This window comes from Shewanella sp. AS16 (assembly GCF_021412365.1).
GTDB classification, from domain to species: Bacteria; Pseudomonadota; Gammaproteobacteria; order Enterobacterales; family Shewanellaceae; genus Shewanella; species Shewanella salipaludis.
This window is the reverse complement of the sequence record NZ_JAKCLK010000006.1, coordinates 77,584-101,402: the sequence shown is the minus strand read 5'-3', so window position 1 is coordinate 101,402 and position 23,819 is coordinate 77,584. Positions and strand designations below refer to the sequence as shown.

Below are 23,819 nucleotides of genomic sequence, written 5' to 3'. Positions count from 1 at the left end.
GAGTCCATACTGCCGGCCTGTATTAGGTATAGAGACACGATGTTTTTTGAAGGTTCGGAGAAAAAAATTGAGGTTATAGTCACGCCTCAGTATCAGAGTCTGCGCCGGCTCGGTGACGGCTTCTGGGCGCAATTGGTGACCCGTGCCAATGCCGAGATCCTCTCCTGTATCCGCAACCCAGATTGCGATGCCTACCTGTTGAGCGAATCGAGTCTGTTCGTCTGGGACGACAGGTTCTTGATGTTAACCTGTGGCACTACCACTCTGGTCGATGCGGCCATTGGCTTTATCGAGCACCTGGGCCAGGATGCCATCGCTTTCGCCAGCTATCAGCGCAAGAACGAATACCTGTCGCACTTGCAGCCGAGTTCATTCGAACAAGATCTGCTCAGGCTACGCCGGCACGTGTCAGGCAAGGCCTATCGCATAGGGCATTTGGACTCACATCACCACTATATTTTTTGCACCGACAGAGACTATCGGGCCGCGGCGGATGACTGCACCAGCGAGCTGCTCATGTACCACATACGCGGTGAGGCGGCCGATTACCTGCGTGGCAGTCGGCAGACGGCAGCGGGAGTGCGCCACCTGCTGGCCTTGGAGAGCCTGCTGCCTGAGTTTCAATTCGATGATTTCCTGTTTCAGCCCTTGGGATATTCGGTGAACGCTATCCGTGGCAAGGACTATGTCACCATCCACATCACCCCCCAGGAAACCAGCTCCTATGTGAGCCTGGAAACCAATCTGGACCTGGGGAGTTATCCTGTCGATATTTGTGCGCAGCTCCTGGCCCGCCTCAATCCGGGGAGCTGGGATGTGATCGGCTTTAACTCGACACCCCAGAATCATACTTTTCCGGCGCATTTATGCTTGGGAAGTTGTTCTTTAGCCCCGGAGCAGGGGTATAATATCGACTTCAGTCATTATCAGCACTTGTCCCATGAAGTGTTGATCCCTGAACCTATGTAATTTTTCGGCGTTTGCCCTTTTTGGAGAATGTATGACCACCTTAGCAGATAAACCCGATTACTCGCTGTATTCGAATGCGTTTGGGTATTTGCGTCAACCATTGAACTTCAAGCCCCTCGAAAGCGATGCGGATGTGGTTGTCATTGGTTTGCCGTTCGATATGGCGACTACCGGGCGTTCTGGCGGACGTATGGGGCCGGACGCGATTCGTCGTGCCTCGGTTAACCTGGCCTGGGAAGAGACCCGCTGGCCTTGGGATTTCAGCCTGAGCCAGCATGTGAAGATGGTCGATGCCGGCGATCTGGTTTATAACTGCGGCGATGCCGAAGACTTTACCCAGAGAGTGGAAGCCTTCGCGACCTCAGTGCTGGAGTCGGGTAAGACGCTGATGAGTTTCGGTGGCGATCATTTCGTGACCTTGCCCTTGCTGCGTGCCCATTACAAGAAATTCGGCACCATGGCGTTGCTGCATTTCGATGCCCATACAGACACTTACAGTCAGGGCAGCAAGTATGATCACGGCACCATGTTTTTCCATGCTCCCCGTGAAGGCATCATAGATCCGGCGCACTCTGTGCAGGTCGGTATCCGCACCGAATACAATCGTGAAAACCACGGCTACCAAGTGATCGACGGCGCTACCGCCAACGATCTCAGTGCCGAGGAAATCGTGGCGCAGATCCGTGCCCGGGTCGGTGACATGCCCTTGTATATCACCTTCGATATCGACTGCCTGGATCCTGCCTTCGCCCCAGGCACAGGTACCCCGGTGTGTGGCGGCCTCACCAGTGATAAGGCGATGAAGATTATCCGTGGCCTGCGTGGCATGAATGTGGTCGGTATGGACGTGGTTGAAGTGGCGCCCGCCTATGATTCGGCCGACATCACGGCGCTGGCCGGTGCGACCCTGGGACTGGAGATGCTGCACGTCTGGGCCGAAGGTCAGGGGCTGATTAAAAAATAAGTGTTATCGACAGCGAAAAGCCAACGTCCTGACGTTGGCTTTTTCATTTGTGCCGTCATAATAGCGCTATGGCGACGGCTTCCGCTTTTCAACATGCTAAGGAAAGAACAATGACAGATCTCAGTGATATTCGTCGGGAATACAACAAGGGAGGGCTGCGGCGTGCCGACTTGCCGGCCAATCCCATGACGCTGTTTGCCACTTGGATGGCGCAGGCCAGGGAGGCAGAGCTGAGCGATCCGACCGCCATGTGTGTTGCCACAGTCGATGCCAGTGGTCAGCCATTTCAGCGCATAGTCTTGCTGAAACGCTTCGATGATAATGGCTTCGTCTTCTTTACCAATCTCGAGAGCCGCAAGGCGCAGCAAATCGCCGCCAACGCCAAGATCAGCCTGTTGTTTCCCTGGCATCCGCTGGAGCGTCAAGTCGCGGTGACGGGCCAGGCCGAGGCGCTATCCACCGCCGAGGTGATCAAGTATTTCATGAGCCGTCCCAAGGAGAGCCAGATCGCCGCCTGGGTGTCCAAGCAGTCGAGTAAGCTGTCGGCGCGTCAGGCGCTGGAGAGTAAATTCATGGAGATGAAGGCGAAATTTGCTCAGGGTGAGATACCTCTGCCTAAATTCTGGGGCGGCTTTCTGGTCAGGCCTTCGAGCATAGAATTCTGGCAGGGGGGCGAGCATAGGCTACACGACCGCTTCCTCTACACCAAGGAGGCAAGCAGCTGGCAGATAGACAGGCTCGCGCCTTGAAAGTCTGCCAGCTGGAAGCTCGCGCCGCTGTCAGAGCGGCGTGACGTTTTCTGCTTGTGGGCCTTTTTGACCTTGGGTGACGATGAAGCTTACCTGTTGGCCCTCTCTGAGGGTCTTGCGACCCTGGCTGTTGATGGCACGGTAATGTACAAAGACGTCTTCGGCATTTTCCAGGGCGAGAAAACCGAAACCTTTTTCATCATTGAACCATTTAACAACACCGGTAACTAACTGATCTGACATAATATCCTCGATATATTTTGGGTTTGTTACACGTTTGCACCGCCATCCACTGGCAGGATGAAACCTTCATAGGCTAGCAGTGAATTATTGCAAGTACTTGACAGTGCAAGCGTAAGAGACCCAGTCGCTGCCAATGGGCAGCTGTGTTGCCGAGTGGCGCAGGCAGTAACTTTGAGACGAGAAGATGAACGACACTGACAGCAAAATCTGGGTAGATGCCGATGCCTGCCCCAATCCCATCAAGGAGATACTGTTCCGGGCGGCAGAGCGCAAGGGGGTGAGGGTGATCCTGGTGGCCAATCAATTGCTGCGGGTGCCGGTATCGCCCCATATCGCCGTGGTGCGGGTGGGCAGTGGCTTCGATGTGGCCGATCAATACATAGAAGATCAGGTGCGGGCTAATGATTTGGTGATCACCGCCGATATTCCATTAGCGGCGGCGGTGATCGACAAGGACGCACTGGCGGTCAATCCCAGGGGAGAGCTCTATAACGCCGATAATATCCGCCAGAAATTGACCATGCGGGATTTCATGGAAACCCTGCGCGGCTCTGGGGTGCATACCGGAGGACCGGATAGTTTTTCCCAGGCGGATAAGCATGCCTTTGCAAAAACATTAGATAAATGGCTGGCAGGTCGTTAAAGTAATTCGCGGCTGGAGGCCGTCGTTGGGGATGCCGCGACAGCCTCGGCGACGAACAAATAACTTACGGAAAGATAATACCAAGAGGATATGTGATGAATAAATGGATGAGTGTTATCGCCTTGGCCATGCTTGCCGGCGCTGCCAATGCGGCCCCATGGCAAGTTGCCAATCAAGATTCCAGGGTCAGTTTTATCTCCATCAAGAAAGGCGATATTGCCGAAGTGCATCATTTCAAGCGTCTCAGTGGCAGTCTGGATGATAAGGGCCACTTCGAGCTGAACATCCCCCTGTCGAGCGTGTCTACCGGGGTGGAGATCCGTGACGAGCGGATGCAGAGTCTGTTGTTCGATGTGACCCGGTTTCCACAGTTGACCCTGAATGCCAGCCTAGCACCGGCACTCATAGCAGATCTGGCGGTCGGTGATAGCCGGGTTGTCGAGCTCGATGGACAGATAGGCCTGCATGGCAAGGCCCTGAATAAGCGTTTCAGCCTGGTGCTGGCCAAGTTATCCGAGCATAAGGTGCAGGTCAGCAGCTGGCAACCTGTCATAGTCAATGCCAAGGAGTTTGATCTCGTCGCCGGAGTCGATAAGCTGCGGGATATCGCGGGCTTGCCCAGCATCAGTCTGGCTGTGCCCGTGTCTTTTGTGCTGACACTGACGCAATAAGGCCGAGCCGCGACAGCCAGGAAAAAACCGCCGGGCCCGGGTCCGGCGTTCATCATAATCAGCGTGTTAAGGGCGGGGAAATGGTAACAGATAAAGACGGCTATATGCATTTGATACAATATCTTACTGAGCATCTAGGCCTGTTTGAAACTCCGGATAGTCAGCAGCTTTGCAGCGAAACCGTGATGGAGTGGTTTGAGGACCAACTCTCGGCGCAGATCATCATGGTGTGTGGCCAAAACCCGTCGCTGACGTTCGAACAACGCAACACAGTGATCCGCGAGATCGATGCCATCATCTATGATTTGGAAGAGATCCTGGCGAAAGTCGCCTCCCATAAGGCAACCCAGGCCCAGATCCTCTTTATTACCGAGTTTTCCGGGCTGATCAAGAATCTGTTCGATCAAGAAATCGCCAGGCTCGAGCCCGTCGAATAAAACTCATGGGGATTAAATACTTAGTTACAGTCTTTTGATTGATGCCGCTTGTACTTCTTTACCTGCACATCTAATGTTTGAGTTGTTCTTGTGTAGGGAGTCGTTATGTTACATATGATGAATATCAAGCCATTTGGACGGCCGTTTCTGGGGTATCATCTCGTCATTTATCTGCTGTTATTCCTATGCTGGCTGTTGCTGCGTCTGTTCAGTCACCATGCAACCGACTTCGGTTGGGGCTTTATTCCCTTCGTGATTTCCCTGCCTTTCGTGCCCTTTATTCTCGTCTGGCTAGGCGTACAGTTCTCGCGACATTTCCGCTATTTCAAGGAAGGGCACCACAGGGGGCAGCATGCATGTCATTGCGCCTGTACCATGGGGTTGTTGCTGTTGTATATTTTCCATTTCGTCTATTGATGGCGCGCTGACGCCGCGAAGGAGTGACCATGCTTGAGCTTAAAACAGGTTTCGAGCACGACACAGTCGCCGTGAGAGCCTCGGGTGTGATTAGCGCGCAAGACTATGAAGCCGTCTTGCTGCCCGCCATAGAGGCCAAACTCAGGGATCATGCCAGCATCCGCTTATGGTATGAATTTTCAGAACAATTCGAAGGTATTTCAGTCGGCGCCCTGTGGGATGATGCCGTGCTTGGGTTGTTTCATCTGAATGACTTTTCCCGTATCGCCATAGTGGCCGACGATCCTCTGATGCGCACCATGGCCAAGACCTTGGCCAGCATGATCCCCTGTTCAGTGCGGGTCTTCGGTCTTGCCGAGCGGGTCGATGCCAAACTCTGGTTCGAGCAAACGCCTTCCTAGCCCCTTCATTGCTTAATTTGCCTTGCTCTCAGTTGGGTTCTCGCTGACGTTGCTGCTGGGCAAGGGCAGGCAACAGCTGAGTTTAGTGCCCTTGTTGATGCTCGACTGGATGTTGAGGCTGCCTTTGAGTTCGGTGCGCAGCCACAGCGACAGGCAGCTCAGGGTGCCATGACACTTGTCCTGGCGCATCCATTCCTTGAGTTGTGCCAATTGCTGGAAAGTGAGCCCGATACCATTGTCTTCACAGTCGATATGCAGCTGCCGATGCTCGGTGTAAAGCTTCAGCCTGATGCGTTTGTGTTCTATGTGCTCACTGAAGGCATGCGCCAGGGTGTTGATCAGCAAGGGATACAAGAGGTGCAGGTAGCTCCAGGCGTCGCCTTCGACCACCAATTTGTTATCACACTCTAGCTCGATTTCGACCCTTTGCTTGTGCAGCTGCGGCTGCAGCAGGCTCAGCAGATGTTGGATGAACTGCGCCAGGTGTACGGGTTTAACGTCGCTATGCTGGGCGGCCACCAGTTGGTGCAGATGGCGTATCCTGTCGGTATGCTGGCTCATGAGCGCCATGAGTGGCTCATGGGTTTGGGGGGACTCGGGGTCGAGGCGGCAGATCTTCGCCAGCAGGCTATCCTGTTCCTGCATCATGCCGGCAACCAGGCTCTCCACCAGGCCCTGCAGCAACCTGTGGCTCAGGTGGCCACTCTTATTCAGCTGAATTTGTCTCTCCAGGCTGGCACCCAGCTCCCTATGCTGTGCGGCCAGGGTCTGGTATTTATGGGATAACTGCTGGAGTTGATTCTGCTGTTGTTGTTTTTCACCCAGCAGTTGTTGATACGCCTGGGCCTGTTGTTGTTCCAGTTGTTTCTTGGTCGCAATATTGAAGGCGATGGCACCCACAGCGACCGTCTTGTCGTTATCATCCAGTATGCTGAACTTGGTGACCAGATAACTGAGATCCCCATGGGGCGAGGGGAATGCCTCCTCGAAGCTGATGGCGTCATTGCTCTCCAGTACCCTGTTGTCATTCTTGCGGTAAATTTGTGCCAAGGCGAGCGGGAAGAGGTCATTGTCCGTGGCCCCCAGTATGTGGCGTTTCTCTATGCCCAAGGTTTCGCAGAACTTGTCGTTGGCCAGGATATAACGGCCATTCAAGTCTTTTATATAAATCAAGTTATTGGATGATTTCAGCAGGGCATTGAGTTGGTCCTTGTATTGCTTCAGTTCCTGCTGGGCTTCCTTCTGGCTCTGCAGCTGCTGCTCCAATGCCAGGTTGTTGGCATCCAGGCTCGACATGGTCACTTCCAGCTGCCGGGTACGGGCGATGAAAGCCCTGGCGAGCATGCCGACCTCATCCTGGCGACTGGAGGCATCCAACTCCAGCAGGGCGGGGTTATTCTGCTGCAGTGCGCCGGCCATGCGGCTCATGGGGGTCACAAATAACCTCTGCTGTAACAGGAACAGCAAGACCAGCGCCAGCAGCTGCATGGCGATGAGATAGGCACCCACCTTGGCGGCGATAAGGTTCGCCTTGTTGGCCAGGGACGAGATGGGGGTGACTATGATGACCTTCCAATAGGTGTTGGGCATCAGGAACAGGGACACCAATGCAGGTTCACCCAGCAGGGGATCGTGTTTCAACTCGACCGACTGTAACAGTTTAGGCGCCTGAAGTTCGCTGTCGCCCCTGGTGTTGACTATGGCGCCGAGCATGGCCCTCTGGGTTGGGTCCAGCTGTGGGCTCAGTTGCCCCCCTTGCCCCGCTGGGTTGCTCGCCTTGGCGGCGCTGCGCATGAAGGCCTGATTGGCGCTTATTACCGCCTGCTGCACCGCCTCATATTCAGTTTGCCTGGCGCTCAGCTGCGCGAAGGTGATGAAACGCCTGTCTCCATTGGGATCGGACTCGCTGATCTTGTCTTCATCCGGATAGGCCAAGATCCTGTCTTGGGGATCCAGAGCTATCACATAGCCGCTCAGGTCCAGCATCAAATTGCGCAACATGGCGGAGAATTGCGTCAGGCTCACGTCCACTGTGGCCGCGCCGATGAAATGATGTTCGACCCAGAGCGGTGTCGAGGCGGTCACCATGGTTTGGTGAGTGAAGGGATCGCGATAGGATTTGGACCAGAGTGTCTTGCCCGCGGGCAGCAAGCGGGTCGGTTGATACCAATCCTCCGAGTGATAGCTCTTGCGGCTGTCACTGTTGTAATCATCGACCCTGAGCAGCTCGCCTCGGCTGTCCCGGCCCCAGAACAGGCTGTCGCGGTATTTTTTTTGTTCGAAGGCGCCTGGCTCTGGCCAGATGCCGCCTCCCGCTATGATGCTCTGTGGATGGCTCTGCTCCATGATGGCCGGCAGGCTATGGAGCAGCTGTTCATGATCGTGGCGATACAGGGCGCCGAGATCGGCGATGGCCACCACCTTGGTCTCGACCTTGGCTGTCATCTCCATCAGCCTGGCGACCACCAACTGGCCATTGCTCTGATTGAGCGCCGTCTGCTGATCCAGGAGTTGCGAGCGTTGGATGATGACCATCACCCAGACCGTACAGGTGATGAGTATGGTGGCGATAACGAATTGAATAACGCTGAATTTGAAGGTCAGACTGTTACGCCAGTGGGCCAACTGGGATCTCGCCCCTGTCGTGATTCCTTGCACCATCGCCATCCCTTATCGTTGCGGGGAAACTCTGCTGAGTTTAACCTTTTTATTGTTACTTGGTATTAACTTAGGTGGAAATTGTGCAAAAGAAAAGCCAAGAGGCGCGCGCACCTCTTGGCTCTGTGGGGTTTGGCCGGGGAAGTTAGAGTTTGAGACCGACCAACAACTGATCCAATTGTTCGGCGGTGGCATGCAACTCGTCGCACCCTGAAACCGACTGATTGGCGGACTGCTCGACATCGTGGGATTGGTTGCGGATCTCCATCAGATTGGTGGCTATCTCGTTGGCAACCGCCGACTGTTCTTCGGCCGAGGTGGCTATCTGCACACTCATCTCGAACACCTTGCCGCTATGCAGGGCGATGTTTTCCAGATCTTGGCCCGTCTGCAACACATTTTTCTTGCCTTCATCGGCCTGGCCCACGGTACGCAACATCACCTGGGTCAGGTTGCGGGTGCCGGCCTGCAGGGATTCGATCATGGACTTGATCTCCACTGTCGCCGCCTGGGTGCGTCCGGCCAGGGTTCTGACTTCATCGGCAACCACGGCAAAGCCGCGGCCCTGCTCGCCGGCCCTGGCGGCCTCGATGGCGGCATTGAGCGCCAACAGGTTGGTCTGTTGGGAAATGGCGTTGATGGTCGAGACGACCTCGTCTATCTGGCTGGCGTTGTCGTTGAGCACATTGACGGCATCGGAGGCATCGGCGATTTCATTGGACAGCTGGCCTATGGCCTGCACTGTGGTGGCTATGCCTTTGGCTCCGGCATCGACCTGGACATTGGCTTCCTGGGTCTCGGTCGAGGAGTGTTCGGCGTTGCGGGCGACTTCTTTCACCGCCGCCGTCATCTCTTCCATCGCTGTGGCCAGCGAGTCCAGATGCTGACGTTGATTCATCGCCAGCGATTGCCCCTGCTGCGCCGTATCCCGGAAGGCGGCGACGACGCTGCGGATCTGGGCCGTGGCTTGTGACACCTGTTTGACCAGCTGGTGCTGGCGTTCGACCAGGGCATCTATGCTGATGGCCAGGATGCTGAATTCATCCTTGACTTCGAAGAAGCTGAGCCGGCCGGTGAGATCGCCCGAGGCGGCGCGTTTCAAGGCCATCACAGTCGTGTACAGGGCGCCGCCGACGAAGGTGGAAATGTAATAGCTGAACAGGCAGAGGATGATGAGCGAGGCCGCAATGGCGCCATAGACCAGGCCATTGTCATGCACTGTCATGGCGTCGAGGGCCTGACGGCTGATGCTGCGGCTGCTGATGAGTTGTTGGCCGTTGATGCCACTGACCAAAGTAAAGTTGTCACCGTTTTGGAGCATGCCACCGCCATCGGCGGCGAGGCGCGCAAGGGCAGGGGCGGCGTCATTGACCCGGCTGACGCTGAGTCCATCGCCGAGCTGGTTTAACAAATCGCCGGCCTGCTCCGCGGGCAGGGCGGCATAGGCCTGACCCAAGAGATTATTGGCCGCTTGAATTTGGCTCTGCTCTTGCTTGAGCAGGGCGTCGCGCATGGATTGGTTATACTGGCTGTTGAGTAACCAGCTGAGTCCAAGGATGATGATGATGGGCACCAGTGCCAGAATGGCAAATTTGGTTTTTAGGGTCATGTGGATGAGAAATTGATCTATCCAACGAAATTTAACTTCTTTCATTAACGCCTCGATATTATGGACTCTGAAACGACTTCTCTATATCGGGTAATATGCCGCCGACTTGAGGCTATTTCAGGGTATTCGGGTTTGTTTGTTCAGAAAATCGCCACGGAGCGCCTGTTGTTGGGGGATTTTCCGTCAGCGTTAGAGTGTGCGTCAGTTTGGCCGCAGATAGCAAGGCGTCATTGACAGGCGTCCGCCCGGGAAGGCCACCGGCGAGGGACTTTGGCCTGGGTTGAAGTTCGGCCGGCTAAGTGCGCCGACAGATGCATTAACATCATGAAAAGGGCGAATAAAGCCTAGTAAAAGCCCCTTGTCTCGCGTAAAATTCTACTCTTTTTATCCGTTCTCGCTAGGAACCAAAACGGCGCCAAGGTCAGAGCCAGGCATAGCCGGGTGAAAAAGCCGGGTGGAAAACCAAGCGCAGTGTTACACCAACAGCAGCCAATAGCCTGATCCTGAGGCGCCAATTCAGCCTCCTATGAGTGCTAGTAAGCAGTGGAAGATAAGATGCAGCAGTTAACTGAGATCGTAGAACAAGCCTTAGTCACTATTGACCAGGCCAGTGATCTGAAGACATTGGATGATATCCGTGTCGATTACCTGGGTAAGAAGGGTAAGATCACCGACATGATGAAAATGATGGGAACTCTGAGTGCCGAAGAGAAGCCCGCGTTTGGTCAAGCCGTCAATGACGCCAAGCAAGCCGTCCAGCAAAAGTTGAGCCTCAAGATCGACGGCCTCAAGCGCGCCGAACTGGAAGCCAAACTTGTCGCCGAGAAAATTGATGTGACACTTCCGGGTCGCACCATGGACCTGGGTGGCTTGCATCCAGTTACCCGTACCATAGAACGCATAGAAACCTTTTTCGGTGAGCTTGGCTTCAGTGTCAAGTATGGCCCGGAGATCGAAGATGATTTTCACAACTTCGATGCCTTGAATATTTCCGAGCATCACCCTGCGCGTGCGGATCACGATACCTTCTACTTCAATCCCAAGCTGATGCTGCGTACCCAGACCTCGGGCGTGCAGATCCGCACCATGGAAACGGAGAAGCCACCTTTGAGGATCATCTCTCCCGGTCGCGTCTACCGTAACGATTACGATCAGACCCATACACCCATGTTCCACCAGGTCGAAGGCCTGTTCGTGGATGAGCATGTGAATTTCGCCGAACTCAAAGGCATATTGCATGACTTCCTGCGTAACTTCTTCGAGGAAGACCTGGAAGTGCGCTTCCGTCCTTCCTATTTCCCCTTCACTGAGCCCTCGGCCGAAGTGGACGTGAAAGGCAAGAATGGTTGGCTGGAAGTCCTGGGTTGCGGCATGGTGCATCCGAATGTGCTGCGCAGCGTAGGGATAGATCCAGAGAAATACTCCGGTTTTGCTTTTGGTATGGGGGTCGAGCGTTTGACCATGTTGCGTTACGGCGTCAACGACCTGCGTGCCTTCTTCGAAAACGATTTACGTTTCCTCAAGCAATTTAAATAACGGAGCAGTATCCAATGAAATTCAGTGAATCCTGGCTGCGTGAGTGGGTCAACCCTGCCATTAGCCGTGAGGCCTTATCCCATCAAATTACCATGGCCGGTCTGGAAGTGGACGGTATCGAACCCGTTGCCGCCGAGTTCAGCGGTGTCGTCGTCGGCGAAGTGGTCGAATGCGGCCAGCACCCGGATGCCGACAAGCTGAGGGTCACCAAGGTCAATGTCGGTGCCGATGAGCTTATCGACATCGTCTGTGGTGCCGCCAACTGTCGTCAGGGCCTGAGAGTGGCCGTCGCCATGGTCGGTGCCGTGTTGCCCGGCGATTTCAAGATCAAGAAAGCCAAGCTGCGCGGTCAGCCTTCCATGGGCATGCTCTGCTCCTACGGCGAGCTGGGCATAGACATAGAGAGTGACGGCATCATCGAATTGCCGCAGGATGCGCCTCTTGGCATGGATATACGTGAGTTCCTGCAACTCGACGACGCCGTCATAGACGTGGACCTGACAGCCAACCGCGCCGATTGCCTGGGTCTGGCCGGCCTCGCCCGTGAAGTGGGCGTGCTGAACCGTCAGGCCGTCACCGAGCCGAGCTGGGAAGCGGCGGTTGCCGTCAGCGACGCCCAGGTCAAGATTAACCTGCTCGAGCCTCAGGCTTGCCCGCGTTACTTGGGGCGGGTGGTGAAGAACATAGACGTCAAGGCAGCGACCCCACTGTGGATGCAGGAAAAGCTGCGCCGCAGCGGTATTCGCTCCATAGATCCCATAGTCGACATCACCAACTTCGTGTTGCTGGAATTCGGTCAGCCCATGCATGCCTTCGACTTGGCTAAGCTCGAAGGGGATATTCAGGTGCGTCTGGGCAATGGCGCAGAGAAGCTGACGCTGCTCGATGGCGCCGAAGTCACAGTGCCGGCCGACACCTTGGTGATCGCCGACAGCGTCAAGCCGCTGGCATTGGCCGGTGTCTTCGGGGGAGAAGCGTCAGGTGTCAGCGACACCACCCAAGACATACTGCTCGAGTGCGCCTTCTTCGCGCCGCTGGCCATCATGGGCAAATCCCGTCGTCTGGGGCTGCATACCGACTCATCCCATAGATTCGAGCGCGGTGTCGACCCTCAGATGCAGCATAAGGTCATGGACAGGGCGACCCGTCTGGTGCTGGACATCTGTGGCGGCGAAGCCGGTCCCGTGGTCGAAGCCAAGTCAGATGAACACCTGCCAAAGCAGGTGGAGATCCGCTTGCGCCGCAGCAAGCTGGACAGGATCCTGGGCCATCACATTCCGGACAGCGATGTGACCGAGATTTTGCAGCGCCTGGGCTTTGGCGTCGAAGTCGCCGCCGACAGCTGGCTGGTCACTACGGCCACTTACCGTTTCGATATGGCGATCGAAGAAGACTTGATCGAAGAAGTTGCCCGTATCTATGGTTACAACAACATCCCCAACGTGGCCCCGGTGGCGGCGCTCAGCATGCCTGTCCACAAAGAGTCTGAGCTGAGCCTCAAGCGGGTACGTGACCTCCTGGTGGGCAGGGGTTTCCAGGAAGCCGTGACTTACAGCTTCGTCGATCCCAAGTTGCAGTCTCTGGTGCACCCTGGGCAAGACACCATGGTGTTGCCGCACCCGATATCGAGCGAAATGTCTGTCATGCGCCTGTCCATGTTCACGGGTTTGTTGACCGCCGTCGGCTATAACCAGGCGCGTCAGCAGGGCCGGGTGAGATTATTTGAGACAGGTTTGCGCTTTGTTCCTGATCTGAATGCCGAATCCGGTGTCAGGCAGCAAGCCATGCTGGGCGCGGTGATCACCGGCCTGCAGCAGGACGAACATTGGTCTATGGAGTCGAAAACCGTTGATTTCTTCGATCTTAAAGGCGATTTAGAAGCCATTATCGGCTTGACAGTTTCCACATCAGAATTTAGCTTTAAAGAGGCGAGCCATACGGCGCTTCATCCTGGGCAATGTGCTGAAATATTAAGGAATGATCGCGTCATAGGTTACATAGGTGCGGTTCATCCCAGCCTGGAGAAGCCGTTTGGTCTCAATGGTAAGACAATCGTTTTCGAACTGGAATTGGATGCTTTATTACATGCGAAATTGCCGCTAGCCCAAGCTGTGTCTAAGTTCCCGGCAAACCGCCGTGACATAGCCTTGGTGGTAGACGAGAGTGTAGCGGCAAGCGATGTGATGAATTTGATAAGAAAAGTTGGCGAAAATCAGTTGGTTGGCTTAAACTTGTTCGATGTATACTTAGGTAAAGGTGTGGAACCCGGCAAGAAGAGCCTGGCGATAGCACTTACGTTACAAGACACTACTCGTACCCTTGAGGAAAAAGAGATAGCTGAAACCGTTGATTCAGTCGTTTCCGCCCTGAAGGTCGAGTTCAACGCATCGTTGAGGGAATAGAGTATGGCACTTACCAAGGCCGAAATGGCAGAGCATCTTTTTGAAACGCTTGGTATTAATAAGCGCGTTGCAAAAGAGATGGTAGAGTCGTTCTTCGAAGAAATTCGAGGCGCACTCGAGAACGGTGAGCAGGTCAAGCTATCTGGCTTTGGCAATTTTGACCTTAGGGATAAGAATCAAAGACCGGGAAGGAACCCAAAAACAGGTGAAGACATACCTATTTCAGCCCGTCGGGTCGTGACTTTTCGTCCCGGCCAGAAGCTGAAGACCCGTGTAGAAGCATCCAACACGGGCAAATAGTTTCGCTTGCGTATAACAGCAAAGCCACTCGCTGAGTGGCTTTGCTGTTTCTGTCGTATTATTTTCAGTTGGTTGTTCCAGTATCAGAGGTTATCCATTGTCGAGACAAGCCAAATATTTCGATCGTCGTTTCACACTTTCCCTGCTGCACCCCAGATATTGGTTCACTTGGCTGGCCATTCTCTTGCTGTTGGCGTTCGGTGCCATGCCCGCAGGCCTGAGGGATCCCCTCGCCAGGTTATTGGCCAGGTTGGTGATGAAGCTCGCCACCAAGCCACTGGCCGTCGCCCGCGCCAATTTGCATGCCTGTTTTCCCGACAAGAGCGAGGCCGAGATCGAGGCGCTGGTTAAAGACAACGTCGATAACTTTGTCATCATACTCCTGGCCCAGGCCGAATTGTTGTTGCGTTCGCCGGCCCATATACGCCGCCGGGTCAAGCTGATGGGCTTCGAACATGTCGAACGGGCCAAGGCGGCCGGCCAGCCGGTGATCTTCATCATGCCCCATGTGTGGGGCATAGATTATGCGGGCCTGCGGCTGAATCTCGAATTGCCCATGGTGACCATGGCCAAGGCCCATAGGAACGGGCTGTTCAACTGGTTCAGCAATCGCCTGCGCAGCAGCCTGGGCGGCAATGTGTATATGCGCGAGGCGGGGATCCGCGCCCTGTTGAGTGAGCTGAAGCAGCATAACAGCTTCTTCTATCTGCCCGACGAAGATCTGGGGCCGGAGCAGAGCGTGTTCAGCCCCTTCCTGGGCACGGTCAAGGCGACCTTGCCCGTGGTGGGGCGCCTGGCTCAGGCCGGCAATGCCCAGGTGATGCCGGTGAAGATTGGCTATGATCAAGCGGCGCGCCGCTTCGAGCTGACTGTGATGCCGGCGATAGCCCCTGAGACCATGAAGGGCAAGGATAACGAGGCCCTGACCCTGAATCGCGCGGTCGAGCAGGTGATCCTGGCTTACCCTGAGCAGTACATGTGGTTCCTCAAAGTGCTCAAGACCCGCCCCCCGGGCGAGGCCCAGATCTACGATTGACGGCTATCGTCGATGAAGAGACAGGCCCCTGCCTGTCTTTTTTTGCTCCCTGGCAAGGGCCCCCCTGGAGCCTGCTGTCCCGCTCCGGCTGCCAAGCCTTAAGCTCCTATCCTTGTCTATCTTTATGCCTTATGCCTTATTCTTTATGTCCTGCGGCTTATCCTTAACGCGCGGATTTTTGACTCAGTTTAACGAGGCGCGCGCGCCTGACTATACTCAGCAAATGCCTCGATGAAGGGAGAATGGCATGAGCCTGGATACGATACGTGAATGGTTGGCCTACGTTATTTTCAGCTATGATCAGCGACCCATCACTGTGATGCAGTTGCTGCAGGTGCCCCTGTATTTACTCTTGGCCTGGTTCATCATCACCCGACTCGGCAAGTGGATCAAAAAAGCCCTGGTGGCGCGCCATGTGAGTGCCGATGCTGTGCATCTGTTTTCCCGCGTCTATCTGGTCGTCGCCCTGGCGCTGGTGATAGTCACCAGCCTGGAGTTGCTGAACATCCCGCTGACGGCCTTCGCCTTCGTCTCGGGTGCCATCGCCATAGGCGTGGGCTTCGGTGCCCAGAACATCATCAACAACTTCATCAGCGGCTGGATCTTGATGTGGGAACGGCCCATCCGCATCGGGGATTTTCTCGAGGTCGGCACCGCCCGTGGCATGGTGGAGAGCATCAACACCCGCTCGACCCTGATCCGCCGTAACGACGGCGTGCATCTGCTGGTGCCCAACAGTCAGCTGCTGGAAAATACCGTCACCAACTGGACCCTGATAGACAACAATGTGCGCACCTCGGTGCGGGTGGGGGTGGCCTATGGCTCGGACGTGGTGCTGGTGGCATCCCTGTTGCGCCAGGTCATGGATGAGCGTGAGGACATAGTGTTGAAGCATAGATCGAATGTGTACTTCGATGACTTCGGCGACAATGCGCTGATCTTCGAGATCGTCTTCTGGCTGTTGGCCCACTCGGAGACGGATATCAGGCGCCTGCGCAGCGAACTGCGCTTCAGGTTATGTGAATTGTTGCAGCAGCATCATATCAGCATCGCCTTCCCGCAACGGGATCTGCACCTTGACGGCGCCTTGCTCCTGAAGCGGGAGGCGAAAGGGGAAGCCAGACGCGCGGCACAGCGGGAGGAGTCACAGGAAGGCAAGCCCTAAGATCAGGGGTGAGCGGCACCTCGCGCCGGGAACCCAGGCGGCTCCCAGCGCCTGGCCTCAGCCCTGACGGGCCTGATGCCGCTGCATCAACCTGGCGCTGATGTCAGCCAGGCCCAGCTGTTGATCTTCGAGCAGGACCAACAGGTGGAACAGCAAGTCCGAGGCTTCATCCACCAATTCTTCCCTGTCGTGGGTCGCCGCCGCCAGCGCGGTTTCCAGCCCTTCTTCGCCGACTTTCTGGGCTATCCGTTTGGTGCCGCTGGCAAACAGCGAGGCTGTGTAGCTGGTGTCGCCGCTCTGGCCCTTGCGCGAGGCGATAAGCTGCGCCAGATTGTCGAGAAAGGGATGCGCCTTGCCATCGACCCAGCAGCTCTCTGTGCCCTTGTGGCAGGTTGGCCCGTTGGGCAGCACCTGCACCAGCAGACTGTCGTTGTCGCAATCCTTGTCTATGGCGACCAGTTCCAGGGTATTGCCCGAGGTTTCGCCCTTGGTCCATAGCCGCTGCTTGGAACGGCTGAAGAAGGTCACCCGGCCGGTTTCCAGTGTCTTGGCCAGCGCCGCCTTGTCCATGTAGCCCAGCATCAGCACCTTGCCCGTGAGGTGATGCTGCACTACCGCAGGGATCAGGCCATCCTGTTTGTCCCAATCGAGCCCGCTTGCCAGTGACTCTGTATCTGTCTGTGACCCGGGTTGCGGCTGCGTGGCCGCGCCCTTGGGTGTATTGAGTTGTTGCATAATAATGTCTCTATCTGTTCGTTAACATTGCCGCTGCAGCTCACTCGGGTCGCGAGTATCTGATGGCGACGCCTTGACCCTTGAGATAGGCCTTCAATTCACCTATGTCTATGATCCCTTTGTGGAATACGCTGGCCGCCAGCGCCGCATCCACCCCGGCCTGAAGAAAGACGTCCCTGAAGTGTGCCATGGTGCCGGCGCCGCCGGAGGCGATGAGCGGCACATCGCAGATGGCGCGTACCAGGCTCAGTTGCTGGATGTCATAGCCGCCGCGGACGCCATCCTGGTTCATCACGTTGAGCACTATTTCGCCACAGCCACGGCGCTGCACTTCCTCGACCCAATCCTGGGTATACCATTGGGTGTCCCTGGTGGCCGCTTCATCGCCGGTAAACTGCTTCACCTTGTAACTGTCGCTTGCCTGATCGTAGAAGGAGTCTATGCCTATCACTATGCATTGGCGGCCAAACTCATCCTGCAGGCGGGAGATCAGTGTGGGATCCGTCAGCGCCGGAGAATTGATGGAGATCTTGTCGGCGCCGAAGGCCAGCAACTCACGGGCCTGGGCGAGCGTCTTGATGCCGCCGGCGACGCAGAAGGGGATATCCAGCTGCTCGGCCACCCGGCTGACCCAGGACTTGTCGACCACCCGCTCGTGGGCGCTGGCGGTGATATCGTAAAATACCAACTCGTCGGCACCTTCCCGGGCGTAGCGGGCGGCGAGGGGCACTATGTCGCCGACGATTTCGTGGTTGCGAAACTGCACCCCCTTGACCACCTTGCCGTCTTTCACATCCAGGCAAGGGACTATGCGTTTGGCCAGCATTGGATTGCCTCCGTGACACTGAATTGATTGATGAGCAGCGCCTTGCCTATGATGATGCCGGCGGCGCCGCTGTCACGCACCGCGGCCACGTCATCAAGGCTGGCGATGCCGCCGGACGCCTGCCAGTGAATATCAGGGTAAGCCTGGGCCAACTCGCGGTAGAGTGCCGTGTTGGCGCCGCTCAGGGTGCCATCGCGGCTGATGTCTGTCACCAAGGCGTGTTTGAGGCCGACGCTGCTGAACTGGGCGACTATGTCTTCCAGGCGTTTGCCGCCGCCGCTCTGCCAGCCGGAGACGGCGACCTGCTTCTCGCCACGCTCGTCCAGGTTGACATCGAGCGCCAGACAGATGGCCTCGCTGCCGTATTTCTCGAACCAGCGCTTGACCAACTCGGGTTCTTTGACCGCCAGCGAGCCTATCACCACCCGCCGGACGCCACTGGTCAGCAGTTCGGCCACCTGTGCCTCTGTGCGTATGCCGCCGCCGACCTGGATCTTGGCCTCGAGCCCCGCGACCAAGGTGGCAATCAAGTCGATTTGCCGTTTTGCGGGATCCCTGGCGCCGGTTAAATCCACCAGGTGCAGCCAGGCAGCGCCCTGGGCCTGATAGGATTGCAGTTGAGCCAGCGGGCCGACATCGAAGCTGGTCTGTTTGTCGTAATCCCCCTGGTAGAGGCGTACCACCTGACCATCGATCAGATCTATTGCCGGTATTATCATGACTTGGCTTCCTTAGCCGCTTGGTCTGCTGGGGCCGAGGCAGATGATTCGGCGCCCATGGTTAAAAAGTTAGCCAGAATTTGGGCGCCGACGGCGGCGCTCTTCTCAGGGTGAAACTGCACGCCCATGAAGTTGTCTTTGCCTATGGCGGCGCTGAAGGTTTCGCCATATTCCGAGCTGGCGAGGGTAAATGCGCTGATGGGGGCACGGTAGCTGTGGACGAAATACACATAGCTGCCGGGCGCTATGCCGGCGAACAAGGGGTGCGCCGTCGGCACTATCTGGTTCCAGCCCATGTGCGGCAGCGGCAATCCCTTGTCGGCGAGGGCCTCTATTTGGGTGGGGATCAGCCCCAGGCAGCGGCAGTCCTCACTGCGGCCACCGCGTTCCTTGGACAGCAGGCTGAGCAGCTGCATCCCCAAACAGACCCCGAGCACAGGTTGAGTCAGCCCCTGAATGAGGTCGACCAGTCCCTTGGCCTCGAGTGCCGCCATGGCGGTGGCGGCGCTGCCGACTCCGGGCAGCACCACCCGGGTGGCGGCCTTGATGAGCGCCGGCTCGTCTGTGACTGTCACTGCGGCTCCCAGGCGCTCGAAGGCGAAGCGCACCGAGCTGAGATTGGCACAGCCGGTGTCTATGATTACCGTGCCGCCGGTTTCACTCTTGGCTGCGCCAGTGCCTCTTGCCACACCTCTGTCTGTCACATCTTTGGCGGCCATAGCCTTGGCAGTTGAGCTTGGATCTTGCATACGGCCTCCTAGAGCACGCCCTTGCTCGATGGCAAAACATCGCCTTCGACCTTGACCGCCTGGCGCAAGGCCCGGCCCAGCACCTTGAACAGGGCTTCGACCTTGTGGTGATCGTTATCGCCATCCGTCGCCAGGTGCAAGGTGCAGCGCAGGCCATCGGCGAAGGAGCGGAAGAAGTGCGGCACCATCTCTGTGGCCATCTCGCCGACTTTTTCCCGCTCGAAGCTGGCATCGAACTTGATGAAAGGCCGGCCGGACAGATCCAGCAGACACTCGCCCCTGGCTTCATCCATGGGCAGGCTGAAACCGAACCTGGCTATGCCGCGCTTGTCGCCAAGGGCCTGCCTCAGGGCGTCGCCTATGGCCAGGCCTGTGTCTTCGACACTGTGATGATCGTCGATTTCCAGATCGCCATCCACCTGGACATCCATCCGGAAATTACCATGGGTGCAGATCTGATCCAGCATGTGATCGAAGAAGCCTATGCCTGTGTCTATCTTGCCCTTGACCGCCGAGTCCAGATCGACACTGACCCTGATGTCTGTCTCCCTGGTGGTGCGCACCACAGTCGCGCTGCGGCCGCGGCTCAGCAGCGTCTCGGCGATGGCGTTCCAGCCCTGTTTATGTCTGTCGTATTGCAGGCTGCGCACGCCCATGGCGCGGCCCAGCTCTATGTCCGTTTCCCTGTCGCCTATCACGGCCGATTGGGTGAAATCCACCTTGCCCTGGGTGAGGAACTCCTGCACCAGGCCGAGCTTAGGCTTACGGCAGCTGCAGTTTTCATCGTCGAAGTGCGGACAGATCAGCACTTGGTCGAAGTTGATCCCCTGGCTCTGGAGTATTTGCATCATCATCTTCTGCGGGGCATCGAAGTCTTCCTGGGGGAAGGAGGGGGTACCCAGGCCGTCCTGGTTGCTGATCATCACCAGGCGATAACCCGCCTGTTGCAGCCTGAGCAGGGCCGGGATCACCTGGGGTTCGAACACCAGCTTGGCCAGGCTGTCGACCTGTTTGTCTGTCACAGGCTCTTCTATCAGGGTGCCATCGCGGTCGATGAAGAGGAGCTTTTGGGGGTTGTTCTGTTGCATGACGCCTACCTTCTAAAGAGTAAATTCATTGCTTATATTCTGTTGTCTGACCCTGGGTCAGCGCTCGCCCAAGAGTGTGACCAGTACATCTGTGTCATCCGCGTCGCTGAAGCTGAAGCGGATCGCCTGGGCCAGGCGCGGGTCCTGATAGCTGCGGGCCACCACTCCCGCGCCTTGCAGCTTGGCGCCTATGGCGGTTAGCTCAGCCAGGCTGGCGAATTGCGCCAACACGTAATTGCCGTTGGCGGGGAGCACCTTGGCGCCATAGGCCTCGAGTGCCGCCGTCAGCCGCGCGCCCTGGCGTTTGAGCTCCGCCACCTGTTGGCCCATGCGGGCTATGCCGGCCTGGTTCAGGGTCGCGGTTGCCAGTTCGGCGACCGGCAGTGGCACCGGATAAGGGGCGATCACCCGCATCACAAGTTCGACTATCGCCTCGTTGGCCAGCATGAAACCACAGCGGGCCCCGGCGAGGGCGAAGGCCTTGGACAGGGTGCGCAGCACCACCAGGTTGGGGTAGCTGTCGAGCAGATCCGCCACGCTGTACTCGGGGCAGAACTCGATATAGGCCTCGTCGACCACCACCAAGGCACAGGGCAAGGCCCGGATGATGTCCTCTATGCGCGCCTTGTCTATGACTGTGCCCGTGGGGTTGTTGGGATTGCAGACGAACACCAATTTGGCCCCGCTCACCTGGGTGGCGAAATCCTCGGGCAGGTCGTATGCATCTGTCAGGGCCAATGCCTTGACGGCCACGTTGAAGGTCTTGGCGCTGATGGCATACATGCCGTAGGTCGGACCGAAACAGGCGATGCTGTCGGCGCCGGGAACGCAGAAGGTGCGGACCAGCAGCTCAATAGCCTCATCGGCGCCGCGGCCGGCGACAATTTGCCCCGGTTTGACGCCGCTGTACTGGCTGTAGGCCTGGAGCAACTCGGGCGGCTGGCACTCGGGATAACGGTTGAGCCTGTCGAGCCCGGCGTTATTGAACGGTGATTCGTTGGCATTGATCCAGATATCACCTCGGCCACCCAGGCGGCGCGCACTCTGGTAGGGAGTGAGGGTCAGCAGCTCGGGTCGGGCCAACCGCTCGGCCAGGCGTTTGGCCTCAATGTTCATGTCTGCTACCGGATCTGTCATTTGCGCTGCCACTCGTGCCGTCTCTGTTGTCAGTTGTCGATTCATTTCAGTCATTCTCCGCCTGCGCCGGGGTTACTGCCGCCAGGCTCGCCAGTCGCAGTTTCACGGCATTGGCATGGGCATCCAGTCCTTCGCTGAGGGCCAATGTCATCACGGTTTGGCCTATGGCATTCAGGCCGGTGGCCGTCAATTCCTGCACTGTGAAGCGGCGGCTGAAGTCGGCCAGCGACAGGCTGGAGACGGCGCGGCTGTAACCATAGGTCGGCAGCACATGGTTGGTGCCACTGGCATAGTCGCCGACGGACTCTGGGGTGTAGCCGCCGAGAAACACTGAGCCGGCGGCGCGTATGTCGGTTAGCAGCTCACGGGGGGCGCGGGTCTGGATGATCAAGTGCTCCGGGCCATAGAGGTTGGAGACCTGGGCCGCCTGGCGCATGTCCTCTACCAGCAGGGTGCGACTGCTGGCGAGGGCCCGGGCGGCGACCTCCCTGCGTGACAGCTGTGCCAGTTGCCGGGTCAGTGCCCCATTGACGCCGTCGGCGATGGCGCTCGAGTCCGTGACCAATATCACCTGGGAGTCGGGGCCATGCTCGGCCTGGGACAGGAGATCGGCGGCGATGAACTCGCAATCGGCGTCGCCGTCGGCGATGACCAGCACTTCGGATGGCCCGGCCGGCATGTCTATGCTGAGGGTGCAGCGCCTGTCCTGGGATAGCAAACGCTTGGCCTCGGTGACATACCTGTTGCCCGGGCCGAAGATCTTGTCGACCGCGGGAATCGTCTCGGTTCCCAGCGCCAGGGCGGCGATGGCCTGAGCCCCGCCAACCCGATAGATTTCCGTGATGCCGCAGGCGTTGGCGGCATAGACTATGGCATCGTCTATGGGGGGCGGGCTGACCAACACACGTCGCTCGCAGCCGGCGATTTTCGCCGGCAGGGCCAGCATCATCACTGTGGAGATCAGTGGCGCGCTGCCACCGGGAATATAGAGGCCGACCTTGGCTATCGCTTCACTGCGCAGCTCACAGCGCACGCCGCTCTGGGTCTCCAAGTCCAGGGGGCGAAATTGCTGGGCGCCGTGAAACGCCTCTATGTTGGCCGTTGCCCTGGCTATGGCCTGCTTGAGCTCGGGCGATACGCGGGTGCCGGCGGCGGCTATCTCGGCCTGGGTCAGCCTCAGGCTCTCTGTGCTAACGCCGTCGAAGCGCAGATTGAACTCCATGAGGGCGGCATCGCCCCGGCTCGCGACCGCGTCTATTATCTGGCGTACGCTCTGCTCCAGGTTGTCATCTGCAACCAGTGGCGAGCGTTGCAGCACCCTGCGTTGCTCGTCGTCTGATAGGCTAGACCAAGTCAAAATGTCCATGCTTACCCCATCATCTTTTCTATGGGCATCACCAGAATCGAGCTGGCTCCCAGCGCCGTCAGCTGTTCCATGGTGTCCCAGAACAGATCTTCTGTGCTGACGGCATGTACAGCGACCCTGTTGCTGTCGTGGCTCAGTGGCAGCACGGTCGGGCGCTCGGCGCCGGGCAGCAGGGCGACTATCTGCTCCAGGGTCGCATTGGGGGCGTGCAACATGATGTACTTGCTCTCGCGGGCACGGATCACCCCGTTGATCCGCGACAATATCTTGTCTATCAAGGCCTGCTTGACCGACGTTTGGGTCTGGGTCGATTGTATGATGCAGGCCATGGAGCGGTAGATGACGTCTGTCTCATACAGGCCGTTGGCTTCCAACGTCGCACCGGTAGACACAAGATCGCAGATGCCGTCGGCAAGGCCCGCCCGCGGCGCGACTTCCACCGAGCCCTTGAGCATACAGTCACGGTAGCCTATGCCTTGTTGCTCCATGTAGCGGCGCAGCAGGTTAGGGTAGGAGGTGGCAATCCTCAGGCCTTCGAGGGATGAGGCATTCTTGTAGGTAAACTCGGTCGGCACCGCCAGCGACAAACGGCAGGAGCCGAAATCCAGCTGCCGCAGTTTGAGACACTCGGCTGGCTTGCTCATTGTCTGGCGCTCTATCTGCTCTTCCTCGAGCACGTTCTCGCCTATGATCCCCAGATCGACCACGCCGTCCATCACCAGCCCGGGAATGTCATCGTCACGCACCCTGAGCAAGTCTATCGGCATGTTGTCGGCGTGGGCGATGAGGCGTTGTTCGTTGACGGTAAATTTCACCCCACAACTCTTGAGCAGCTGTTGAGATTCTTTCGACAAGCGGCCGGACTTTTGGATGGCGATACGCAGGCGGTTCGATTCAATCATGATAAGTTCCTGTAGTTCGATTCAAAGTGGTTAGCTTAATAATTGTCAAGATCGGTAAAAAAACAACTTGTTAAACCCTGAAAGCAAAAACCCCCGG

The 23,819-nt window shown here is 57.2% G+C and carries 24 protein-coding genes; 13 read left to right on the top strand and 11 right to left on the bottom strand.

Features of this window, described 5'->3' with window-relative positions; all coding sequences use genetic code 11:
* The first annotated feature begins 39 nt into the window (after positions 1-39).
* The 3 genes from LZP73_RS14905 (at position 40) to pdxH (ending at position 2,682) form a co-directional block, all read left to right on the top strand.
* Complete coding sequence (locus LZP73_RS14905; protein ID WP_234235780.1) at positions 40-969, top strand: S-adenosylmethionine decarboxylase proenzyme; 930 nt, start codon at positions 40-42, stop codon at positions 967-969.
* A 31-nt stretch (positions 970-1,000) separates the two neighbouring features.
* Positions 1,001-1,933, top strand: a complete 933-nt coding sequence (gene speB / locus LZP73_RS14900) for an agmatinase (protein ID WP_234235779.1) — start codon at positions 1,001-1,003, stop codon at positions 1,931-1,933.
* A 110-nt stretch (positions 1,934-2,043) separates the two neighbouring features.
* Positions 2,044-2,682 (top strand): pyridoxamine 5'-phosphate oxidase, encoded by a 639-nt coding sequence (pdxH, locus tag LZP73_RS14895; RefSeq protein WP_234235778.1) that lies wholly within the window; start codon positions 2,044-2,046, stop codon positions 2,680-2,682.
* Between the two features lie 30 nt (positions 2,683-2,712).
* Here the strand turns inward: pdxH and LZP73_RS14890 are convergent, their stop codons facing one another.
* Complete coding sequence (locus LZP73_RS14890; RefSeq protein WP_169562374.1) at positions 2,713-2,925, bottom strand: cold-shock protein; 213 nt, start codon at positions 2,923-2,925, stop codon at positions 2,713-2,715.
* A 184-nt stretch (positions 2,926-3,109) separates the two neighbouring features.
* On the opposite strand from LZP73_RS14890, the gene LZP73_RS14885 reads away from it, so the two are divergent.
* The 5 genes from LZP73_RS14885 to LZP73_RS14865 all read left to right on the top strand — a co-directional run bounded on the left by LZP73_RS14885 (position 3,110) and on the right by LZP73_RS14865 (position 5,494).
* Positions 3,110-3,568: a YaiI/YqxD family protein gene (locus tag LZP73_RS14885; protein WP_234235777.1), complete on the top strand. Its 459-nt coding sequence runs from the start codon at positions 3,110-3,112 to the stop codon at positions 3,566-3,568.
* 95 nt (positions 3,569-3,663) lie between these two features.
* Positions 3,664-4,239 (top strand): YceI family protein, encoded by a 576-nt coding sequence (locus LZP73_RS14880; protein WP_234235776.1) that lies wholly within the window; start codon positions 3,664-3,666, stop codon positions 4,237-4,239.
* An 80-nt stretch (positions 4,240-4,319) separates the two neighbouring features.
* The gene (locus LZP73_RS14875) at positions 4,320-4,676 is read left to right on the top strand and encodes a DUF3802 family protein (protein ID WP_169562377.1); all 357 of its coding nucleotides are present in this window, start codon (positions 4,320-4,322) and stop codon (positions 4,674-4,676) included.
* A 105-nt stretch (positions 4,677-4,781) separates the two neighbouring features.
* Entirely contained in the window at positions 4,782-5,093 is a 312-nt protein-coding gene (locus tag LZP73_RS14870; RefSeq protein WP_234235775.1) for a hypothetical protein, read from the top strand.
* A gap of 29 nt (positions 5,094-5,122) precedes the next feature.
* Positions 5,123-5,494: an STAS/SEC14 domain-containing protein gene (locus LZP73_RS14865; protein ID WP_234235774.1), complete on the top strand. Its 372-nt coding sequence runs from the start codon at positions 5,123-5,125 to the stop codon at positions 5,492-5,494.
* A 12-nt stretch (positions 5,495-5,506) separates the two neighbouring features.
* On the opposite strand, the gene LZP73_RS14860 is transcribed toward LZP73_RS14865, so the two are convergent.
* Entirely contained in the window at positions 5,507-8,155 is a 2,649-nt protein-coding gene (locus tag LZP73_RS14860) for a PDC sensor domain-containing protein (RefSeq protein WP_234235773.1), read from the bottom strand.
* A 142-nt stretch (positions 8,156-8,297) separates the two neighbouring features.
* Positions 8,298-9,806 carry a methyl-accepting chemotaxis protein gene (locus LZP73_RS14855; protein WP_234235772.1) on the bottom strand — a complete coding sequence of 503 codons (1,509 nt, stop codon included), beginning with the start codon at positions 9,804-9,806 and terminating at the stop codon, positions 8,298-8,300.
* A gap of 510 nt (positions 9,807-10,316) precedes the next feature.
* On the opposite strand from LZP73_RS14855, the gene pheS reads away from it, so the two are divergent.
* From pheS to LZP73_RS14830, 5 genes are all read left to right on the top strand, one after another.
* Positions 10,317-11,297 (top strand): phenylalanine--tRNA ligase subunit alpha, encoded by a 981-nt coding sequence (gene pheS, locus LZP73_RS14850; RefSeq protein WP_234235771.1) that lies wholly within the window; start codon positions 10,317-10,319, stop codon positions 11,295-11,297.
* A 14-nt stretch (positions 11,298-11,311) separates the two neighbouring features.
* Entirely contained in the window at positions 11,312-13,699 is a 2,388-nt protein-coding gene (gene pheT / locus LZP73_RS14845) for a phenylalanine--tRNA ligase subunit beta (protein ID WP_234235770.1), read from the top strand.
* Between the two features lie 3 nt (positions 13,700-13,702).
* Positions 13,703-13,999, top strand: coding sequence for an integration host factor subunit alpha (gene ihfA / locus LZP73_RS14840; protein ID WP_169562383.1), 297 nt, complete (start codon positions 13,703-13,705; stop codon positions 13,997-13,999).
* Positions 14,000-14,096: 97 nt separating this feature from the next.
* Positions 14,097-15,035, top strand: coding sequence for a lauroyl-Kdo(2)-lipid IV(A) myristoyltransferase (gene lpxM, locus LZP73_RS14835; protein WP_234235769.1), 939 nt, complete (start codon positions 14,097-14,099; stop codon positions 15,033-15,035).
* 247 nt (positions 15,036-15,282) lie between these two features.
* A complete protein-coding gene (locus tag LZP73_RS14830; protein WP_234235768.1) occupies positions 15,283-16,200 on the top strand; it encodes a mechanosensitive ion channel family protein in 918 nt (305 codons plus the stop codon).
* 57 nt (positions 16,201-16,257) lie between these two features.
* On the opposite strand, the gene hisIE is transcribed toward LZP73_RS14830, so the two are convergent.
* The 8 genes from hisIE to hisG are packed head-to-tail and all read right to left on the bottom strand — an operon-like array spanning position 16,258 to position 23,722.
* Positions 16,258-16,935 carry a bifunctional phosphoribosyl-AMP cyclohydrolase/phosphoribosyl-ATP diphosphatase HisIE gene (gene hisIE / locus LZP73_RS14825; RefSeq protein WP_234235767.1) on the bottom strand — a complete coding sequence of 226 codons (678 nt, stop codon included), beginning with the start codon at positions 16,933-16,935 and terminating at the stop codon, positions 16,258-16,260.
* Positions 16,936-16,975: 40 nt separating this feature from the next.
* Positions 16,976-17,761, bottom strand: coding sequence for an imidazole glycerol phosphate synthase subunit HisF (gene hisF, locus LZP73_RS14820; RefSeq protein WP_234235766.1), 786 nt, complete (start codon positions 17,759-17,761; stop codon positions 16,976-16,978).
* Positions 17,743-18,480 carry a 1-(5-phosphoribosyl)-5-[(5-phosphoribosylamino)methylideneamino]imidazole-4-carboxamide isomerase gene (gene hisA, locus LZP73_RS14815; protein WP_234235765.1) on the bottom strand — a complete coding sequence of 246 codons (738 nt, stop codon included), beginning with the start codon at positions 18,478-18,480 and terminating at the stop codon, positions 17,743-17,745. Before hisA ends, hisF begins: the two co-directional genes overlap by 19 nt.
* The gene (gene hisH / locus LZP73_RS14810; RefSeq protein ID WP_442800751.1) at positions 18,477-19,199 is read right to left on the bottom strand and encodes an imidazole glycerol phosphate synthase subunit HisH; all 723 of its coding nucleotides are present in this window, start codon (positions 19,197-19,199) and stop codon (positions 18,477-18,479) included. Before hisH ends, hisA begins: the two co-directional genes overlap by 4 nt.
* A gap of 38 nt (positions 19,200-19,237) precedes the next feature.
* Entirely contained in the window at positions 19,238-20,317 is a 1,080-nt protein-coding gene (gene hisB, locus LZP73_RS14805) for a bifunctional histidinol-phosphatase/imidazoleglycerol-phosphate dehydratase HisB (protein WP_234235763.1), read from the bottom strand.
* 57 nt (positions 20,318-20,374) lie between these two features.
* On the bottom strand, positions 20,375-21,454 hold the full coding sequence (hisC, locus tag LZP73_RS14800; RefSeq protein ID WP_234235762.1) for a histidinol-phosphate transaminase: 1,080 nt from the start codon (positions 21,452-21,454) through the stop codon (positions 20,375-20,377).
* A 46-nt stretch (positions 21,455-21,500) separates the two neighbouring features.
* On the bottom strand, positions 21,501-22,820 hold the full coding sequence (gene hisD / locus LZP73_RS14795) for a histidinol dehydrogenase (RefSeq protein ID WP_234235761.1): 1,320 nt from the start codon (positions 22,818-22,820) through the stop codon (positions 21,501-21,503).
* Positions 22,821-22,822: 2 nt separating this feature from the next.
* Positions 22,823-23,722 carry an ATP phosphoribosyltransferase gene (gene hisG / locus LZP73_RS14790; RefSeq protein ID WP_234235760.1) on the bottom strand — a complete coding sequence of 300 codons (900 nt, stop codon included), beginning with the start codon at positions 23,720-23,722 and terminating at the stop codon, positions 22,823-22,825.
* Positions 23,723-23,819: the final 97 nt, after the last annotated feature.

Excerpts from the sequence above, each read along its gene's own strand:
- LZP73_RS14905 (WP_234235780.1), top strand. The coding sequence starts at position 40 with ATGTTTTTTGAAGGTTCGGAGAAAAAAATTGAGGTTATAGTCACGCCT.
- speB (WP_234235779.1), top strand. The coding sequence starts at position 1,001 with ATGACCACCTTAGCAGATAAACCCGATTACTCGCTGTATTCGAATGCG.
- pdxH (WP_234235778.1), top strand. The coding sequence starts at position 2,044 with ATGACAGATCTCAGTGATATTCGTCGGGAATACAACAAGGGAGGGCTG.
- LZP73_RS14890 (WP_169562374.1), bottom strand. The coding sequence starts at position 2,925 with ATGTCAGATCAGTTAGTTACCGGTGTTGTTAAATGGTTCAATGATGAA.
- LZP73_RS14885 (WP_234235777.1), top strand. The coding sequence starts at position 3,110 with ATGAACGACACTGACAGCAAAATCTGGGTAGATGCCGATGCCTGCCCC.
- LZP73_RS14880 (WP_234235776.1), top strand. The coding sequence starts at position 3,664 with ATGAATAAATGGATGAGTGTTATCGCCTTGGCCATGCTTGCCGGCGCT.
- LZP73_RS14875 (WP_169562377.1), top strand. The coding sequence starts at position 4,320 with ATGGTAACAGATAAAGACGGCTATATGCATTTGATACAATATCTTACT.
- LZP73_RS14870 (WP_234235775.1), top strand. The coding sequence starts at position 4,782 with ATGTTACATATGATGAATATCAAGCCATTTGGACGGCCGTTTCTGGGG.
- LZP73_RS14865 (WP_234235774.1), top strand. The coding sequence starts at position 5,123 with ATGCTTGAGCTTAAAACAGGTTTCGAGCACGACACAGTCGCCGTGAGA.
- LZP73_RS14860 (WP_234235773.1), bottom strand. The coding sequence starts at position 8,155 with ATGGTGCAAGGAATCACGACAGGGGCGAGATCCCAGTTGGCCCACTGG.
- LZP73_RS14855 (WP_234235772.1), bottom strand. The coding sequence starts at position 9,806 with ATGAAAGAAGTTAAATTTCGTTGGATAGATCAATTTCTCATCCACATG.
- pheS (WP_234235771.1), top strand. The coding sequence starts at position 10,317 with ATGCAGCAGTTAACTGAGATCGTAGAACAAGCCTTAGTCACTATTGAC.
- pheT (WP_234235770.1), top strand. The coding sequence starts at position 11,312 with ATGAAATTCAGTGAATCCTGGCTGCGTGAGTGGGTCAACCCTGCCATT.
- ihfA (WP_169562383.1), top strand. The coding sequence starts at position 13,703 with ATGGCACTTACCAAGGCCGAAATGGCAGAGCATCTTTTTGAAACGCTT.
- LZP73_RS14830 (WP_234235768.1), top strand. The coding sequence starts at position 15,283 with ATGAGCCTGGATACGATACGTGAATGGTTGGCCTACGTTATTTTCAGC.
- hisIE (WP_234235767.1), bottom strand. The coding sequence starts at position 16,935 with ATGCAACAACTCAATACACCCAAGGGCGCGGCCACGCAGCCGCAACCC.
- hisF (WP_234235766.1), bottom strand. The coding sequence starts at position 17,761 with ATGCTGGCCAAACGCATAGTCCCTTGCCTGGATGTGAAAGACGGCAAG.
- hisA (WP_234235765.1), bottom strand. The coding sequence starts at position 18,480 with ATGATAATACCGGCAATAGATCTGATCGATGGTCAGGTGGTACGCCTC.
- hisH (WP_442800751.1), bottom strand. The coding sequence starts at position 19,199 with ATGGCCGCCAAAGATGTGACAGACAGAGGTGTGGCAAGAGGCACTGGC.
- hisB (WP_234235763.1), bottom strand. The coding sequence starts at position 20,317 with ATGCAACAGAACAACCCCCAAAAGCTCCTCTTCATCGACCGCGATGGC.
- hisC (WP_234235762.1), bottom strand. The coding sequence starts at position 21,454 with ATGACAGATCCGGTAGCAGACATGAACATTGAGGCCAAACGCCTGGCC.
- hisD (WP_234235761.1), bottom strand. The coding sequence starts at position 22,820 with ATGGACATTTTGACTTGGTCTAGCCTATCAGACGACGAGCAACGCAGG.
- hisG (WP_234235760.1), bottom strand. The coding sequence starts at position 23,722 with ATGATTGAATCGAACCGCCTGCGTATCGCCATCCAAAAGTCCGGCCGC.